This window comes from Sediminibacterium sp. KACHI17, from assembly GCF_040362915.1.
Classification (GTDB): domain Bacteria; phylum Bacteroidota; class Bacteroidia; order Chitinophagales; family Chitinophagaceae; genus Sediminibacterium.
Genome location: NZ_AP029612.1, coordinates 2,119,170 through 2,136,749, shown reverse-complemented (window position 1 = coordinate 2,136,749; position 17,580 = coordinate 2,119,170). Strand labels below are relative to the sequence as shown.

The 17,580-nt window shown below is 39.3% G+C and carries 14 protein-coding genes and 1 riboswitch; of the genes, 6 read left to right on the top strand and 8 right to left on the bottom strand.

Annotation, left to right across the window (positions count from 1 at the left end):
• Nucleotides 1-25 precede the first annotated feature (25 nt).
• Together ABXG83_RS09540 and ABXG83_RS09535 are read right to left on the bottom strand one after the other, a co-directional pair.
• Nucleotides 26-850 (bottom strand): aminotransferase class IV, encoded by an 825-nt coding sequence (locus ABXG83_RS09540; protein ID WP_353548628.1) that lies wholly within the window; start codon nt 848-850, stop codon nt 26-28.
• 104 nt (nt 851-954) lie between these two features.
• Complete coding sequence (locus ABXG83_RS09535; RefSeq protein ID WP_353548627.1) at nt 955-2,079, bottom strand: P1 family peptidase; 1,125 nt, start codon at nt 2,077-2,079, stop codon at nt 955-957.
• Between the two features lie 211 nt (nt 2,080-2,290).
• Here ABXG83_RS09535 and ABXG83_RS09530 point away from each other — a divergent pair, with 211 nt between their 5' ends.
• From ABXG83_RS09530 to ABXG83_RS09520, 3 genes are all read left to right on the top strand, one after another.
• A complete protein-coding gene (locus ABXG83_RS09530; protein ID WP_353548626.1) occupies nt 2,291-5,494 on the top strand; it encodes a S41 family peptidase in 3,204 nt (1,067 codons plus the stop codon).
• 234 nt (nt 5,495-5,728) lie between these two features.
• Nucleotides 5,729-6,217, top strand: a complete 489-nt coding sequence (locus tag ABXG83_RS09525; RefSeq protein WP_353548625.1) for a DoxX family protein — start codon at nt 5,729-5,731, stop codon at nt 6,215-6,217.
• Nucleotides 6,207-6,563 (top strand): hypothetical protein, encoded by a 357-nt coding sequence (locus tag ABXG83_RS09520; protein WP_353548624.1) that lies wholly within the window; start codon nt 6,207-6,209, stop codon nt 6,561-6,563. The genes ABXG83_RS09525 and ABXG83_RS09520 overlap by 11 nt, the downstream gene beginning before the upstream one ends.
• Nucleotides 6,564-6,616: 53 nt before the next feature.
• Here ABXG83_RS09520 and ABXG83_RS09515 read toward each other — a convergent pair whose 3' ends face one another.
• The gene (locus ABXG83_RS09515) at nt 6,617-7,126 is read right to left on the bottom strand and encodes a GNAT family N-acetyltransferase (protein WP_353548623.1); all 510 of its coding nucleotides are present in this window, start codon (nt 7,124-7,126) and stop codon (nt 6,617-6,619) included.
• Between the two features lie 92 nt (nt 7,127-7,218).
• On the bottom strand, nt 7,219-9,390 hold the full coding sequence (locus ABXG83_RS09510) for a penicillin acylase family protein (RefSeq protein ID WP_353548622.1): 2,172 nt from the start codon (nt 9,388-9,390) through the stop codon (nt 7,219-7,221).
• 282 nt (nt 9,391-9,672) lie between these two features.
• Here ABXG83_RS09510 and ABXG83_RS09505 point away from each other — a divergent pair, with 282 nt between their 5' ends.
• Nucleotides 9,673-11,004, top strand: a complete 1,332-nt coding sequence (locus ABXG83_RS09505; protein WP_353548621.1) for a glycosyltransferase family 39 protein — start codon at nt 9,673-9,675, stop codon at nt 11,002-11,004.
• Nucleotides 11,005-11,162: 158 nt separating this feature from the next.
• Here the strand turns inward: ABXG83_RS09505 and ABXG83_RS09500 are convergent, their stop codons facing one another.
• The gene (locus ABXG83_RS09500; RefSeq protein WP_353548620.1) at nt 11,163-12,068 is read right to left on the bottom strand and encodes a TIM barrel protein; all 906 of its coding nucleotides are present in this window, start codon (nt 12,066-12,068) and stop codon (nt 11,163-11,165) included.
• An 84-nt stretch (nt 12,069-12,152) separates the two neighbouring features.
• Nucleotides 12,153-13,196, bottom strand: coding sequence for a nucleoid-associated protein (locus tag ABXG83_RS09495; protein WP_353548619.1), 1,044 nt, complete (start codon nt 13,194-13,196; stop codon nt 12,153-12,155).
• Between the two features lie 139 nt (nt 13,197-13,335).
• Nucleotides 13,336-13,445: riboswitch (SAM riboswitch) on the top strand.
• A 146-nt stretch (nt 13,446-13,591) separates the two neighbouring features.
• Between ABXG83_RS09495 and ABXG83_RS09490 the strand changes: the two genes are divergently transcribed.
• On the top strand, nt 13,592-14,425 hold the full coding sequence (locus tag ABXG83_RS09490) for a serine O-acetyltransferase (protein WP_353548618.1): 834 nt from the start codon (nt 13,592-13,594) through the stop codon (nt 14,423-14,425).
• 12 nt (nt 14,426-14,437) lie between these two features.
• A complete protein-coding gene (gene cysK, locus ABXG83_RS09485) occupies nt 14,438-15,349 on the top strand; it encodes a cysteine synthase A (protein ID WP_353548617.1) in 912 nt (303 codons plus the stop codon).
• 357 nt (nt 15,350-15,706) lie between these two features.
• Here the strand turns inward: cysK and ABXG83_RS09480 are convergent, their stop codons facing one another.
• Both ABXG83_RS09480 and ABXG83_RS09475 read right to left on the bottom strand, forming a co-directional pair.
• The gene (locus tag ABXG83_RS09480; protein WP_353548616.1) at nt 15,707-16,300 is read right to left on the bottom strand and encodes a hypothetical protein; all 594 of its coding nucleotides are present in this window, start codon (nt 16,298-16,300) and stop codon (nt 15,707-15,709) included.
• A 41-nt stretch (nt 16,301-16,341) separates the two neighbouring features.
• The gene (locus ABXG83_RS09475; RefSeq protein WP_353548615.1) at nt 16,342-17,580 is read right to left on the bottom strand and encodes an MFS transporter; all 1,239 of its coding nucleotides are present in this window, start codon (nt 17,578-17,580) and stop codon (nt 16,342-16,344) included.

The following is a 17,580-nucleotide window of genomic DNA, read 5'->3' as shown; positions in this document are numbered from 1 at the left end:
TTATGTGAGTGCGGGAGGTTGTAGTTCACTCTTTGCTAGCCTCTAATAGTGCTAATGCTTCAAATAGGGTCCTTGAAATACAATCTGAATCATAGCTGTTGAAAACAACATCATCGATACCGGTCACGGGTATCAGCCTTTTCGTAGAGCTGGAGATAAATGCCTCTTTCGCAGAACGGATGTCTTCCAAGCTTACCGCTCTTTCCTCTACTTTCATTATTCCCTTGGCTACTTTCAGAATATTGGAACGGGTCACTCCTTTTAACATGCCTTCATGAGGGGTTACTAGTACGTTTTCTTTTGTGATGATAAAAAAGTTAGATCGAGGACATTCGCTTACCCATCCATTGTCATGGTACAGTACATCATGCGCACCCTGCTCCTTGACCCATGGCTGTAGCCAGATGGCCATCAGGTAATCTGTGGTTTTTACTTCAGGTAATTGTCTGCGATACTGATAGGTCACTAGTTTATACGGACCCGTAAGCATGGCTTGGGGTGGTTCAGGAATAGATTGTTGAACAATGATGAGATGTGGGTCAACGGGTGTGTAGCCATCCGGTGAAGCCCCGCCGGTAACAGTAATACGAATGCCGGAATGAGATAATTGATTTTGATCGATCAATGATTGAATGATGTTGATCAGTTCTTCTTTGCTGTAAGATAAATGCAATCGCATCAGTTCCAATGAACGATACAAACGATCGATATGCTGCTGAAGAAAAAAAGGTTGCTGACCTTTGACACGCAAAAAATCAAAAACACCATAACCACGCTGCAAACCCAGATCATTTACGGGAATGCTTGCCGCTGTTGATTCAATAAAAGTTTCGTTGATATAACTGACCATGGTGCAAGTAACAATTTTTATATAATGGAACACGGATTGTCATGATAATAGAAGATCTTTTTAATAAATCATGACTTATCATGAAAATCTGTCTTCGATCCTGCTTATTTAATCTTGTTATACTTTCTTAAGATCTCTTTCACTTTCTCTACCGGTAATCCTGGTATTTCGCGATTGTCTTTTCCTTTCATGGTAGTAGACATGAATAAGGAATTCAATACAGCTTCTTCTGTTGCTTCAATGGCTGCCAGGAATAAAGGTGTAACGGCATCGTTCACCAATAATGAAGTACTCAATGTTTTTGTACGAGCTACATGAGGAATACGTAAACTGCTATCTGTAGAAAAAGCGATCACATAATCACCGCTGCCATTGGATGCAACACCTCCTGTTTTAGCTAAAGCCATAAAAGCGCGTTTGGCCAAGCGCTCGAGATTGCGACCATCCAAGGGTGCATCAGTAGCTACAACGATCATACAAGAACCATCAGATTTTTTACTCAACTCCCGACTAAAGCTAAACTGACCAAGCGCTTGTCCAACAGGCACACCATTGATCTCTAACACCCCACCAAAATTTGTTTGCACCAATACGCCAACAGTATATCCTCCCAAACTTTCGGGTAATTTTCTCGATGAAGTACCAATACCTCCTTTAAATCCAAAGCAGATGGTTCCGGTACCCGCTCCAACAGAGCCCTCTGCTACCATTCCATCTGAAGCAGTATTGATGGCATGCAATACATCGGCTTTTTGAATATGTCTTCCACGAATGTCATTCAATCCACCATCATTGGTTTCGCCAACCACTGCATTCACAGATTGTACTTGTTCATTGCCTTTTTGTGAAAGGGTGTGTTCGATCACTGCTTCCATAGCAGTGGCAACACTTAAGGTATTCGTGAGAATGATTGGCGTTTCTATATTACCCAGTTCTTTCACCTGTGTGCTACCAGCCAGTTTGCCAAATCCATTGCCTACATAAATAGCAGCAGGCACTTTTTCCTGAAAGAGATTGCCGGTATGAGGCAGGATAGCGGTAACGCCGGTACGGATATCATTACCCTTAATCAATGTAGTATGTCCGACTTTCACACCTGTTACATCGGTTATGCTATTGAATTTACCCGGTTCCAGTACCCCTATCTTTAATCCGATTGCACATGCTCTTTGTTGCGCAATAGCACTGGAAAGACCAAAAGCCAATAATAGTAGAAAAGGCAATTTCATGGGTGTGTATTTAAAGACCGCAGACTTTTAATTCATGATGATAACCGCAGATCGTAGATCGAAAATCATAAACCGTCATCAAAATCTGCGTCCCATCCTCGGCAAACAAGATACTGAAAATCCTCTTTTACCGATTTAGTCGCTCACTTATCAAACTCCTGAAAAATCTTAGCGGTTCTTTCTTAAATTACCGGTTCATTTAAATACTGTTATGAGAAAACTATCACTTGCATTGTTTTCGCTGATCGCTTGTTTACAGTCATCAGCACAAACCGAACCCAATTGGATGCGTTATGCTGCCATCTCTCCTGATGGTAAAACCATTGCCTTTACCTATAAAGGAGATATTTATAAAGTGCCGACATCAGGCGGTAATGCAACCATGCTTACGCTGCATGAGGCCAATGACATGATGCCTATCTGGAGTAAGGATGGCAAACAAATAGCATTCGCGAGCGACCGTTTTGGCGATTTTGATGTATTCCTTATTCCGGCTGAAGGTGGCGAAGCAAAGCGACTTACCTACCATTCCGTACCAGAGTTTCCATATAGCTTTACAACCGATAATAAGTCGGTACTATTTGGCTCTACACGTATGGACGCAGCCAGTAACCGTACGTTTCCTACCGGATCACAACCTGAGTTGTACAAGGTTTCTGTAAATGGAGGTCGTATTGAACAAGTGCTGACCACTCCCGCTGAATGGGTAAGCTTAAGTAGTAATGGACAATTGATGTTGTATCAAGATAAAAAAGGTGGTGAGAACCAGTGGCGTAAACACCATACTTCTGCTATTGCAAGAGATATCTGGATCTATGATAACAATGCGAAAACACATAAGAAGATCACAACGTTTAACGGAGAAGACAGAAACCCTGTTTTCACAGATGCAGACAAAGCATTTTATTATTTGAGTGAAGAAAGTGGATCATTCAACGTTCATAAAATGGGTATTGAAGGTGGTAAATCTCAACAACTGACCAGCTTCAAAAAACATCCTGTTCGTTTCCTCAGTTTGTCGAATGATGGCACGCTTTGTTTTGGTTATGATGGTGAACTGTATACCATGAAAGGTAATGGACGCCCGCAAAAAGTAAGTGTAAATATTGTAGCAGATGTGCGTAGCAATAATACACGTGTTGTACCTGTAAATGGTGGCGTGAGAGATATGGCTGTTTCTCCCAATGGAAAAGAAGTGGCGTATATATTTCGTGGTGAAGTGTTTGTCAGCAGCGTAGATGGTGGCGTTACCAAAAGAATCACCAACACCCCTGAGCAGGAAAGACTCGTAAGCTTTTCTCCGGACGGAAAAACATTGTTGTATTCTTCAGAGAGAGGAAACAGTTGGAAGATCTTCGAAACAAAAAAACAGAGAAGTGAAGAGCCTTATTTCTATGCTTCTACAGTATTGAATGAAACAGCTGTTATTTCAAACAACAATGAAAACTATCAGCCAGCCTATTCTCCTGATGGAAAAGAGATCGCTTTCATAGAGAATAGAATGACACTGAAAGTGTACAATATCGCAACCAAACAAACCAGAACCATCCTTACCGATAAAGAATTATTCTCTAATGGTGATAATGATCAGTACTTCCAATGGAGTCCTGATGGTAAATGGTTCTTATTTGATTATGCAGTGCCCGGTGTTGCTCCCGGTGAAGTTGGATTGGTTGCTGCTGACGGAAAAGGCAAAGTGATCAATCTTACTGAAAGTGGTTTCAATGATTCTCGTGCAAAATGGATCATGGGTGGAAAAGCCATGATGTGGTTCAGTAACAGAGACGGTTTGAAAGCAGTAGCACAAAGCGGTGGTGCTCAGGCCGATGTTTACGCTATGTTCTTTACGCAGGAAGCTTTTGATAAATTCAAGTTAAGTAAAGAAGATGCTGCATTGCAAAAAGAAATAGAAGACAATAAAGCAAAAGCGGATACCAGCAAAAAACAGTCTGCTAAAAAAGACAGTGTTGTAATTGAGTGGGAAGGATTGAGTATGCGCAAAGCCAAGCTCACGATCCATTCATCTCAGATGAGTGATGCATTGGTCAGTAAGGATGGCGAAACGCTTTATTACCTGACGCGTTTTGAAAGAGGAGTGAATCTCTGGACCACCAATCTTCGTACCCGTGAAACCAAAATGCTGGTAACACTGAATGCACAAGGTGGAAATATGGTATGGGATAAGGATCAAAAAAATATCTTCCTTTCTGCAAATGGCGGTATTTCTAAGATCGAACCGAACAGCGGTAAGAGAGATATGGTAAGTATCAATGGTGAAATGACCTTGGATGTAGCAGCAGAAAGAGTCTTCATGTTTGAGCATGTATGGCGCAGAACCAAAGAAACTTTTTACACCAGAACCATGCATGGTGTTAACTGGGATAGCTATAAACCAGATTATGAACGCCATCTTGCACACATCGGTAACAACTTCGAATTTGCAGAATTGCTGAGTGAGTTATTAGGTGAGTTGAATGTCAGTCATAGTGGTGCTACTTATTCAGGATTTAATCCAAATGGAGATGTTACTGCTTCGCTGGGTGTATTCTATGACCAAAACTATAAAGGTGTAGGTTATAAGATCGAAGAGATCATCAAAGGAGGTCCATTGGATCGTGCAGATATCAATGTTAAAGCAGGTATGATCATTGAAGCGATCGATGGACAAACCATCGCTGCCGATACAGATATTGCACAATACCTGAATCGTAAGGCGGGACAAAATACTTTATTGACTGTGACAGATGGCAATACCAAAATGGAAGTAACTGTAAAGCCGATCTCTACAGGTGAAGAAAATGGATTGTTGTACAGAAGATGGGTGAAGAAAAATCAGGATGAAGTAGACAGACTAAGCAATGGTCAATTGGGTTATGTACATATTCCAGGAATGAGTGATGGTGCTTATCGTACTACTTATGAAGAGATCATGGGTAAATATGTAAACAGAAAAGCGATCGTTGTTGACGTACGTTTCAACGGTGGTGGTGATCTTGTTGCAGACCTTGCTATGTTTCTGAGTGGTAAGAAATTCTTTGACTATACCACTGACACCAGAAGCAATGGCTATGAACCAAATTTCCGCTGGACCAAGCCAAGTATCTCTATCATCAATGAAGCGGCATACAGTGATGGACATTGTTATGCATATGCATTCAAAGAGTTAGGTATTGGTAAATTAGTCGGAATGCCGGTGCCTGGTACTTGTACTTTTGCAGCATGGGAGCAATTACAAGATAATAGTATTCGTTGGGGTGTTCCGCCGGTGGGTGTGAAAGGTTTGCAGAATCAATACCTAGAAAATGCACAAACCGAACCGGATATTAAACTGATGAATGAGTACGATGTCGTGAACAAAGGACGTGATCAACAACTGGAAGCTGCGGTGAATGAGTTGTTGAAACAGTTGAAATAAAACTTCAGGTTGTAAGTGATAAGCTTTAAGGAAGAAATAAGAAATCAATTTTATATAACGCCGGGCTTCTGCCCGGCGTTTTCTTTTGAGAATGCAGCCATTGTCTACCGTATAAATAATATTAATCATCACTCCGAACCTTTCGTGAATTCTGTTGTATACGGTTTTAAGTGTGAGATTTCTATGTAATAGACGCTTGCGCTTAGCAATTATTTCCCTGCTTAATAACAACACATGCTTAAGAAAATCACTAAACCCCTGGTAATGCCCTATTGGTGGCAGGACCTGATCCTTACCATCCCCCGCGTGGTATATGGTTATTTATTAGCCATTGAATTTGGCGCTTCAAAATTTGGCATGCCATGGACTCCCGACGATAAAAACCTCGGCTTATTCGAAGTGGTCTTCTGGTTCCCAGAAGATGTAAAAGCGTATGGTGGCATTTTTGCCATGTTCCCCGGCTTCTTTGCCTGGATGGGCGCATTCAGTGAAGCTGTAGGTGGAATCTTTCTGGTATTGGGTTTACAGACAAGGCTGTTTTCTTTTCTGATCGTTTGCACCATGATGGTTGCTGTGTTTATACAACAAATAGATAATGGCTTATGGAGCATGTTGTCTGGTATGGGCTTTCTTTGGGTGGCCGTATATACGATGATCCTTGGATCTGGCAGATTTGGATTTGATTATCTCATAACCAAAAAACAATTGACCCATGCGCAATAACATGTTATACTTATTCTTATTCGTCTGCACGCTTGCATCCTGTGTTCAAAAAACCTATAAAAAAACGGTAGTGTTTGAACTCGATGTCAGTCAGCTAAAAGATATTCAAACGGTTGGCTTACGTGGTGATGATAAACCATTGGATTGGGATGCCGGCATTCCCATGACAGCTATCAAAAAAGATACTACCTATACCGTTACTGCAACTTTTGTTACAGGCTACAAATTCACAGAAGTGAAGTTTGCAGTGAATGATGAATTTGAATTGAAAGGGAAAAATAATCGGCGGATCAATTTTTCAGAAAAAGATACTACTTACTACAAAGCAGTTTTTGATAAAGAATAATGATATTCCGAGTTAACTTTTGGAAAGTTTGAAAACTTTCCAAAAGTTCAAAATTAATCCACTAAGCGTAGTTTCCACTGAAATTGAGATTCTGTTTCTCCTACTTTGATAAAATTATTTCTGAGTAAGACTTTGAAAGAAGCTTCATTCTCTTTATTTGTAGATGCCGTTATTGATTTAACGGCATTTTGCATTTTTGCCCATTCGATTATGGCACTAACCATTTCAGTCATATAACCGTTGCCTTGAAATTCATCATAGGTGCCATAACCAATTTCAATTTCCCCTTTTTCATTGGGCTCTCCGACAATGCAAAGATCTCCGATCATCTTATTATCTTTTTTGGATATAGCAGTCCAAAGCGTTGAATACAAATAGTTCTTACTCGTATCAGCAACATTGGGTACGATCGTTTGTTCAAGCGCTTCTTTTAGTTCTTCACTAATAGTTCTTGAGGTGGGATTAAGATTCAACTCTTCCTCCAATGAACCATCGCACCGAATATATTTGATCAGTTGATCAAGCGTTAGTGGTTTAATTACCAGTCTATTGGTTTCTAGCATACAATCTATTTCTTACATTCTCCTTGGAGAGTAAACTTTTGTTTCTTGACCCATTTGTTGTTCCTTGTATCTTATTTTTTGTCTCTTTCCTGTCACTCTCCCGGATGATAGGTCTTGACTTTATTTTTCATCACATCTTCTTTATAAAAGAAAATGTCTTTGAATTTACCATTGATATAACCTTCCACCTGATCGGTAAAATTCGGCGACTTAGGATCAGTAGATTGTCCACCAGTAAGAATGGTTTTAGCTTTTAGTCTTTTCCCAAATTCAACAGCTGCGATAAAACTGTTACCTGAAACGCCATAACGCTTATTGTATCCGCTTCCTGATCTGCTTTCATAAGCAGGTAAAGAACCCCAACGTGATGAAGCCAATGGTACGGCGATACTAGGTTTACTGTCATCAAATCTTTCTCCATCAGCCACACGCTGGTAGCGATTGATATCTCCCCAAGGCTGGCGCCAGTTTCCATAAGTTTTAGTTAGCTCATCCAATACTCTTTTAAGCGTTTCCAGTTTTTGATTGGCTGATAATTTAGCCATGTCTTCATAGCGCTTTATCGAATTCGTGCCTTCTTCCATGGTTTCGGGACGAGGTAAAAATTGGCCGAGTTGATTGGCCCAATCAATAGCAAGAGTGGTTGCTACAGAACTGATGGAAGATGTTTTATCCCAATTACGTAATAATTCAATCGGCTCTTTCAATGCTGTTTTGAGCGAGCCATCTACATATCCATCATAATCTTTGATCAACGCTGGAATCAGAAAATCGAAAGCAGCGAGATAACGATTGTATCCCAGTTCAATCACTTTATCTAGGTTGAGGTTATTTGCAGTTGATAATAATCGAACAGCATTGATACCTCTTGCATTTTCACCATCGGGTGCCATATAAGATGGATACTTATTTTTATCAGGGCTATCTTTTCCTGACGCTGTGAAAGGTGTAGAGTTGCAATTTTGTATCCAACCAACAGATGGATTGTGAACTTGTACGATCTCCTCTAATGCATGAGTACCTTTCCATTCAGTGGCTTTGATACTGCCATCAACAGGTCTTGTAAAATCAAATGATGGATCGCGTTTCGGAACAAAATCTCCATGCCAATAAGCAATATTACCCTTGTCATCTGCATATACAGTGTTATTGGTCGTATTCGACAACAAACGCATCGCCTGTTTGAACTCATCCAAATTATTGGCCTTGGTACTTACCCATGATTGTATCAAAGCACTTAATGACCGATTGAATTCTTTCAGTGCTAGCCACTTTCCATTTCGATTACCCATCACAGGTCCATGATGTGTGAAATAACCGGTGAATGGAACAGCTATCTGCTTTCCATCTTTCAAATAACTGACAGTGATATTTTTAGTTGTTACTTTTTTTGATTCTTTTTCATATTCATAGACCCAGGTACCATTACGATTGCTTACTTTCTCTTCATACAGATCTGCTACATCCGCATAACCTGTGGTGTGCATCCAGCCGCAGTGTTCATTGAATCCTTGGTATACAAACATTTGTCCCCACGTCACTGCACCATAGGCATTCAGTCCTTCTTCACTAACCATATGCATTTCCGGACGGAAGTAAAATGGTACATGTGGATTGATATATAAAATGGCATTGCCACTATTAGTGAGTTTAGGCGCAATGGCAAAACCGTTAGAGCCACGTGTTTCAACATCTTGGTGACTCACGGGTTGATAGGCGCTTGCATTTTTATTACCGTTGTAAAAATTTCTTACTTCTTCCAATGCGATACCACCGGTACGAGTAGCAGAGACACTGCCATCCGTAAACATGAGGTGAAACCAAGGTTCGAAGCGAGTCAATACTTTTGGTTTTGTTTGCGGATGTTTGTACAAATAGTAGTTGACACCATCAGCAAAAGCGTTCAATAACTTTTTGAACCAATCCGGACTGTTGTTATAATCTTTAATAGCTTCAGCACTGTCTACGATCAGACGCATTTGTAAATCGGCGTACAACATGCGTTCTCCATCTGCTTCTGCTTGTCGACCGAGTACTTCCAGATAATTTCTTTCAACACGCGAAAAGTTTTCTTCGCATTGCGCATAGAGTAGACCAAATACAGCATCCGCATCTGTTTTACCATAAATATGCGGGATGCCCCAGGTATCTTTAATGATGGTTATATTTTTCGCTTGTTTCTCCCAGCGCTGTATTTCGGTGGGAGTAAAGTTTTGCGCATAACTAAAGGAGGAAAGGAGCAGAAGGCAAAGCAGTAATCGCATGGTATTGGTTTTGAGTAATACCAAATATAAAGAAGCTTTTTGATGATTATATTGGTTACGTGACTACCATTAGCGAAAGCTAAATTTTATCTATGAAAAACTATTACTGATTTGCTTTAATTTAATGCCATGATATCTTCAATTCGCAACTACATTCGAAATCACCCCTGGATTTTTTTGTTATTCATAGTAGGGTTGGTGGTTCGATGGATAATGGCTGCTGCTGATCCCTTCTTGCATCCATGGGATGAGCGTTTTCATGCATTGGTAGCAAAGAATATGATGGAGTATCCATTTCAGCCCATGCTTTTGGTTAACCCAATACTTCCGTATGATTATACCCATTGGTGGTCGAATAATATTTGGGTTCATAAGCAGCCATTATTTATGTGGCAAATGGCACTGAGCATGAAGATTTTTGGAATTTCAGAATTGACATTTCGGATTCCTAGTATAATAATGGGGAGTCTTATGATATTACTTGCACATAGAATTGCATGGTTATTTTCCAACCAAAATCAACGAATAAGTACACTCGTAGCTGTCATGATGACGTTCTCTTGCTTTCAGATTAAAACGATAGCAGGCATACAAACAACAGATCATAATGATATTGCTCATCAATTTTATATTTTATGTAGTCTTTGGGCTTTTGCTGAATATCTCAAAGAACCTACTATGAAATGGGCTTTTTGGATGGGCTGCTTTGCCGGGGCTGCTATACTCAATAAATGGTTAACGGGTTTATTAGTATTTCTTGGATGGGCATTTTTAATTGTAGTATTTAAAGAATTCCGAAATAAAAAATCTGTACTTCATTTTTCATGGGCGCTTTTTATCTGCTTTATTGTTTTTATTCCATGGCAGATATATATTCATACGGCATTTCCTAAAGAAGCTGCCTATGAGCTTACATACAATACGCAACACTTGTCAAAAGCTTTAGAAGGACATAGCGGCACCTGGTATTATTATCTCCATTTATTTGATCAGTATTTCGGCTATTTCATATACTGGCTGATATTGCCGGGAATACTATTTACTTTGAAAGACAAGCTTTTGAATACAAAGTTAGCCCGCGCATTGACGATCAACTTTCTGTTCACATTTATCTTTTTTTCTTTTATTGTGCAAACAAAAATGGAAAGCTTTTTCTTTTTTGTGGCACCTATCGGGTTCATTTATGTTGCAGTTGTGATTGATAAAGTCTTGAATTTTGAAAGATTTAAATACTTATTTCCTATTACAGCTATCGTAACAGCTTTGGGGATTATGAATATTCAGTTTTACACGGGATACTTTTCAAAAGAAAATACAGATAGAAATAAGCGTATCGAGAATGCAAGGGTATATAAAGATTTGTCTAAATACATAGATGCTGATACCAAAGTAGTGATCAATATGAATAGTCATGACGATAAAAACGTTATGTTTTACAATCCATCAATCACTGCGTATCATTGGTGGCCATCTAAAGCAGATATGGAAAAACTCTTATCTCAAAGAATAAAAGTGGCAGCTTTCCGTGATCATGATCAATATGTATTACCCGATTATGTGCGGCAATATCCATATCTACAAATTATTGAAGTAAATCTTTTTTCTTTTGAATAGTGTGTTTTATAGGCCACAGATTTTTATGATCACGCAGAAGAGTCTCGATGCTGATGCGTTTACTAAACTCAATTCTCCTATTGATCAGCAAGCCAACATCTACCCTTGTTCCTTGAAGTTTGAAGCTTGTTGCATGTAACTCAAAACTCACAGGCCTCTCAATACCCCCACTGCTTCATCACTGCTAAATCTTGTCTTACACATTCAATAGGATCCACGCCTTGATAAGCTTCTTGCTCAATGATAAAATGAAGGGTTCCTCCTTTTGATTTGCAGAGGTCAGTAATGGCTTTGGTATTGGCTACACCTTTTCCAAGTATGGTACTTTCAAATGATTTACCATCAGCTGTTTTGGTCTCATCCTTTACGTGTACAGAAACAAAACGTCCGGGATAGTTATGTACAATTTCTAATGCATTTACACCAGTATGGTACAGGTTACCCATGTCTAATTGTTGTACCACTAAAGATGGATCCGTATTTTTTAAGATGATATCATATACGGTCATGCCATTGAGTTTGGCTGTAAATTCAAAATCGTGGTTATGATAACCGAAACGCATGCCTGCAGCTTTACAGAGCTCGCCACTCTTGTTGAAGACTTCCATGTATGCCAACATCTCATCCAGCGTCTTGCGAAGATCAGCATCTAACCATGGACTGATCACCAGCTCTTGTCCAACTTCAGCTGCATCTTCAACGGTATATTTCCAGAGGTCTGTAAATTCTTTTTTACCGGCATCCCAATGTTGTTTACCCATAACGGTATGTCCGCTGGGCATTTGCATACCAAGATCAGCTAATATCTTTTTGAATTCTTTAGCTGTGTATCCATAAAACTTTCGATTCACATAGTTGGCATGTTCAACATAGCGATAGCCCATGTCAGACAAGGCTTTCAAAGTGCCCAACGGATCTTTACGCATCGCTTCACGCACAGAATACAACTGAACACCTGTCAGCATTTTGATATTGCCAGCGGCTAATAGGCTGTTGGGTAATAATGCAACTGCTGCTGCAGCAAAACCTGTGTTTTTCAGAAAGGATCTTCTTGTTGTATTCATATGGAAAGCTTTAAAGAATAAATATAAGCTGTTTTCTTCAAGCAAATACCTTGTAGCTCGAAGCCTGCTGCTTGTAGCTTTTCCCTAATTCTCTTCATCGAAGTATATCTTATAAAAATGCTTCCCACTCATTTCATCGTAACCTTTTTCAATCAGGTCTCTTCTGCCATGAATATAGATGTGAAAGTTTTTATCCAGCTTCAATACGCTTTTAAAAACACGTTGTTGTTTTTTGACAGCAGCCAGGTGAATATCGAAAGTATCTTCAATATTAACTTGTCTGGCCACTTCATATTGCTGTTTGTATTGTGTGAAGCTGTCGATCACTTCGGGGTGGTGTAATACTTCAGTAGCAAATTCATTCAGATCAAATGATTCTTTGGTGCTGAAATATTCTATGCTCTTATTCAGATAATCGATTTGGTCTGCTTTATTTACTTCAAACTTTTCATTGAGCTCATTACTGATGAATAATTTACACATACCCAGCGCTGCATCTGTATGGTGGTAACTATTCGATGTTCTGATTACCTGTAAAAAGTCATTGACCCAATATTGTGTATCCTGTTTATTGGTATTATCTACCACACAAACCACATAACCTTCTTCTTTATTCTTTTTAAAGATCAGACAGCCCTTGTCCAGCTTATTGATATTAACACCATCTTCTGCGATCACTTCCCAGCTTTGTCCATGTGGAAACACTTTTAAAAAAGTTTCTTTTGTTTCACTTTTGAATAAACCAATGGCATCAATGTATTCTGTTCCAAACGGAACCTGACCAAAGCGGGCAACATATAATTCACCTTCTTTTACCCTGGCATGAGTGCTTTTATTATATAGAAAAGAAGCGAGTAAGGCAGACTGAGATACAAAGCTTTTAGGATCTTCAAAGATGCCGGTGATATATTGATATACTTCATTCAGTTCTAAACTGCTTAAATGAGTGAACTGGTATTGCTCATGTTCATTGAAAGGCGACAAAAAATACTTGGTCAGCATACCTCTTACAATCTCGTCATTCAAAGTGAGGGCATTGGCTGACAGTTTCAGTTCTTCACCACGTGTCGGATTTCCGACTTTGTGAATGATCACTTGTTCTAATTGAACATCATTTATATTGGTCATGCTGCAAAATAATGGTTCTATAGTGTGACCAAGAAAAAAACTAACGGTCATAAGGAAAGGATTGCCAATTCTTTTATAAAAAGTCTACTTATTTTGTAGGGAATATGAAATTGCCTTTATATTTGTATAGCATATACGTTACTTATCCAGAAAGGCAGAGGGAATTGGCCCTATGAAGCCTTGGCAACCATCCATTTTTATCAGGAAAGGTGCCAAATCCATCCCGATCGAGATCGGGAGAGATGAGTCAGATTATATTATATACAGCAACTGTAGATATATAAGGCACATCTGACTGAGCATCGGAAGTGCCTTTTTTGATGGTATAAAGAATAAGATATAGACGATATGAACATGATTCATAACCATAAGACTTTCTTTCCTGATTTAGTAATATGACAGAAGAACAATTCATACAAAATTTGTTTAAGCGTAATAGAAAGGCATTGAATTATTTTCCTGACAAAGTCTTGTCAGAAAATTTTACAAATGACTTATTCAATTTTTTGTTTGGATCTTATCAGCGGGAATTTGATTCTGAAAAGAAATTAGCAGATGCGTATCAGGATTTGAAACATACTTTTTCAGTCATACTCTTTGAATTATTGAAAGAGGAATCGTCAGTAAAAAAGCATACAGAAACATTCTTTGAGGCTTTACCTGCTATTTATCAAGCATTACTCATAGACGCAGATACCGTATTACGTTTTGACCCGGCCGCACAATCGATAGAAGAGGTATTGATTGCTTACCCGGGATTTTATGCTACTGCTGTATATCGATTATCACATCAGCTGTATATACAAGGCATTAAAACCTTACCAAGGCTGCTTTCCGAATATGCACATAGTAAAACGGGAATCGATATTCATCCAGGTGCTACCATTGGTGCTGCATTTGCGATCGATCATGGAACCGGGATCGTTATTGGCGAAACAGCTGTGATCGGTGAAAGAGTAAAGATCTATCAAGGGGTAACATTGGGAGCGTTGAATGTTTCTAAAGAGCTTGCTAGTATGAAGAGACATCCGACCATTGAAGATGATGTGATCATTTATTCCGGTGCTACTATTTTAGGCGGAGAAACGATCATCGGCAGCGGGAGTATCATTGGTGGAAATATCTGGTTAACACATAGTGTTCCCCCCAATTCAGTGGTCTATCATAAAAGTGAAATACGCATCAAAGACAAAGACCCATTTCCTGAACCTTTAAATTTTGTGATTTAAAAATATAAACAGATGAAAGTAAACAATATTTTAGCGACGATCGGGAATACACCACATGTCAGACTGAATAAGCTTTTTGGTGATCAGCATGAAGTATGGATCAAGCTTGAAAAAAATAATCCGGGTGCAAGTATCAAGGATCGGATAGCCTTGGCTATGATCGAAGATGCAGAGCAGAAAGGAATCCTTCATAAAGACAGTGTGATCATTGAACCCACAAGTGGTAATACGGGCATTGGTTTAGCATTGGTAGCGGCGGTGAAAGGATACAAGATCATTTTAGTGATGCCTGAAAGTATGAGTATCGAGCGGAGAAGATTAATGGCTTTATATGGTGCTGAATTCGTACTCACTCCCCGTGAAAAAGGGATGAAAGGAGCCATTGAAAAAGCTACAGCGTTACTACAGGAAACCCCGAATGCTTGGATGCCGCAACAGTTTGATAATCCAGCCAACACCGCTATTCATAGAACTACGACAGCGCAGGAGATTTTAGCAGATTTTCCGGATGGACTTGATTATATCATTACGGGAGTAGGTACAGGTGGACATATCACGGGTGTTGCCGAAATTTTGAAAGCGAAATTTCCTCAACTGAAAGTATTTGCTGTTGAGCCGGAACTATCGCCGGTATTAAGTGGTGGATCTCCATCACCACATCCTTTACAAGGAATCGGAGCAGGTTTTGTTCCATCTATTTTGAACACTAAAGTATTGGATGGCATTATTCAGGTATCCAAGGATGAAGCATTTTCTTTCGCACAGAGAGCTGCTAAAGAAGAGGGTATATTATTAGGGGTTTCATCAGGTGCCTCTTTAGCGGCTGTCGCAAAAAAGCTTGCAGCAATTCCCGCAGGATCCAAAGTGCTTACTTTTAATTATGATACCGGAGAAAGATACTTGTCAATCGAAGGACTATTCTAATGTACAATCCAAGCATCCCTGACCATATCATCAAAGAGTTGAAATCATGGCTGAGGGTTTCAAGTAATGGTATTTTGTAGCACCCGCTATAAACAAAAAACCTTTGCTGGAAAATATCCTGCAAAGGTTGGTAGCGTTTGGTTTTTCTTTTCGGATATTACCTGTTCAACTTACACTACAAGAGTCAACAGGCTTGCTTGGATTTTCTTAAGATGTTTGGATTCTAAAAAATTCCTTTTAAGGAATAATTTAATGATGTAAAGAAACAATAGTAGTAAAAAAAGACCAATAGTGCTGACTATTAAATGAGTGTAGCGACATCACTACATGTATACGGTGTTTTCAACCGTTTTCTGATTATTCTGATGTGAGATTCCCGTAGCGAATGTTACGATAAAGGTCTTCATGAATTTTTCTAACACTATTCATTACCTGAGGAATAATGTACTGTTGAACATGATCCAAATGATTCAACTGATTACTATTGTAGGTTTCTAAATCAAACTGTGGTGGTCGCATTCCATTCCTAGTAGTAGCGGTAGTAAAGCATTTCAGGTCTGATACCCTGCTTTCAAAAGCGCTGTCTTTGAAATTTACCGTGAGTGTGTACATCACAAAAGTCTGTTCCATATTTAGCCCTGATCGATCTTCGATCGGATACATGATATAAAATCCATATTTCCCGGATATACTCCTCATTCTTTTATCTTCTGATAAATAAACAGGTTTACCGTTTTTGCTAATATTAAAATGGTCATCGAATTTTGAAGTAGTATATTGATAGAGTAACCAGTTTCTGGTTCGTTTGTACATTTCTGATCTTGGTAATACCACTGAAGACACTTTGGTGAAAACGATCTTTCCCGAATTATCGTCTAGCGGAAATCGTAATTGTGCAAATATTTGTTGCAATGAAAATAGTAACAGGAAAAAGAACAGGGTTTTCTTCATGATTCAGTCTTGCTTCAGTATGCTCAAAATAGATAAATATTTTAATACACAGCCGTCTCTGAACATATATTTGATTTCCAGAAATTGCGAAGGGTACAACACATTCTGGTTTCAGCTAAAACTCCTCCCAGAATAGTGATCATGGAAATGATGATGAGTGTAATTGATAAGCCAAATCGATCTGCTAGTATTCCTGCCAGTATTGCACCAAATACATAGCCACTATCTCTCCAGAATCGAAAAATACTCAATCCCTTGGCTCTTTGTGAGGGATGTAAATGCTCTGCGATCACTGTCAAAAAGTTCGGATAGACCAGAGCGGTTCCAATGCCAAGTAATGTAGAAGCTGCTACCGTTACTATAAATGAATGGAAAAGAACAAACATGAGTATGGCCACACCTTGTAAGAACATACCCGCACTGATGATCTGTTTTTTACAAAACCGGTCTCCCATTTTACCACTGAATAATTGTGAAAGACCCCAAACAGCCGGATAGATACCGGCTACCCAAGCAATCTGTTCGATAGTAAAATTACGTTGCATCAATAATAAAGGAAGCAGACCCCATACGATCGCATCATTCATATTATTGATCAAGCCATTCAAAGTAGTTGTTCCCATATTATGGTGTTGCCAACTTACTTTAGTCCAAAGATCTGGATGTTGCTGAAGATTGCTTTGACCTGTTTCATGTATCACAAAATCTGTGGTGTCTTTGACTAAAAAGATGGAAACAAGTAAACCTGCCAATACAAAGAATACACCAGGTAAAAAAGGATACCACTTATAGCCCCATGTTGCTGCAATATTACCGGCTAATAATGCCGCCAGTCCAACGGATAAATAACCCGCAAATTCATTGATGCCCATGGCAAGTCCTCTGTTCTTGGGTCCTACCAGATCAATTTTCATGATCACTGTAGATGACCAGGCAAGTCCTTGGTTGATGCCCAATAAAATATTCGCTAGGATCACCCATTTCCAGGAGCTGGCATACATGAGTAAGAATGGAACGGGCAGTGCAAACAGCCATCCAATGATCAGTATCTTTTTTCGGGTGAGTGTATTCGATAAAAAAGCGACAGTCAGATTCGCCAATGCTTTTGTAATGCCAAAGGCGAGAATAAAAGAGAGAATGACTGCATATTCACTGAGATCAAAAACCTCTTTACCCAATCCTGATAATACTGAACGCTCAAGTCCGATCATCGCTCCGACAAAAGCATTCACCAATACCAAGAGGAAAAACTGATGCGCATTTTTTTGGAGACCCTGCAT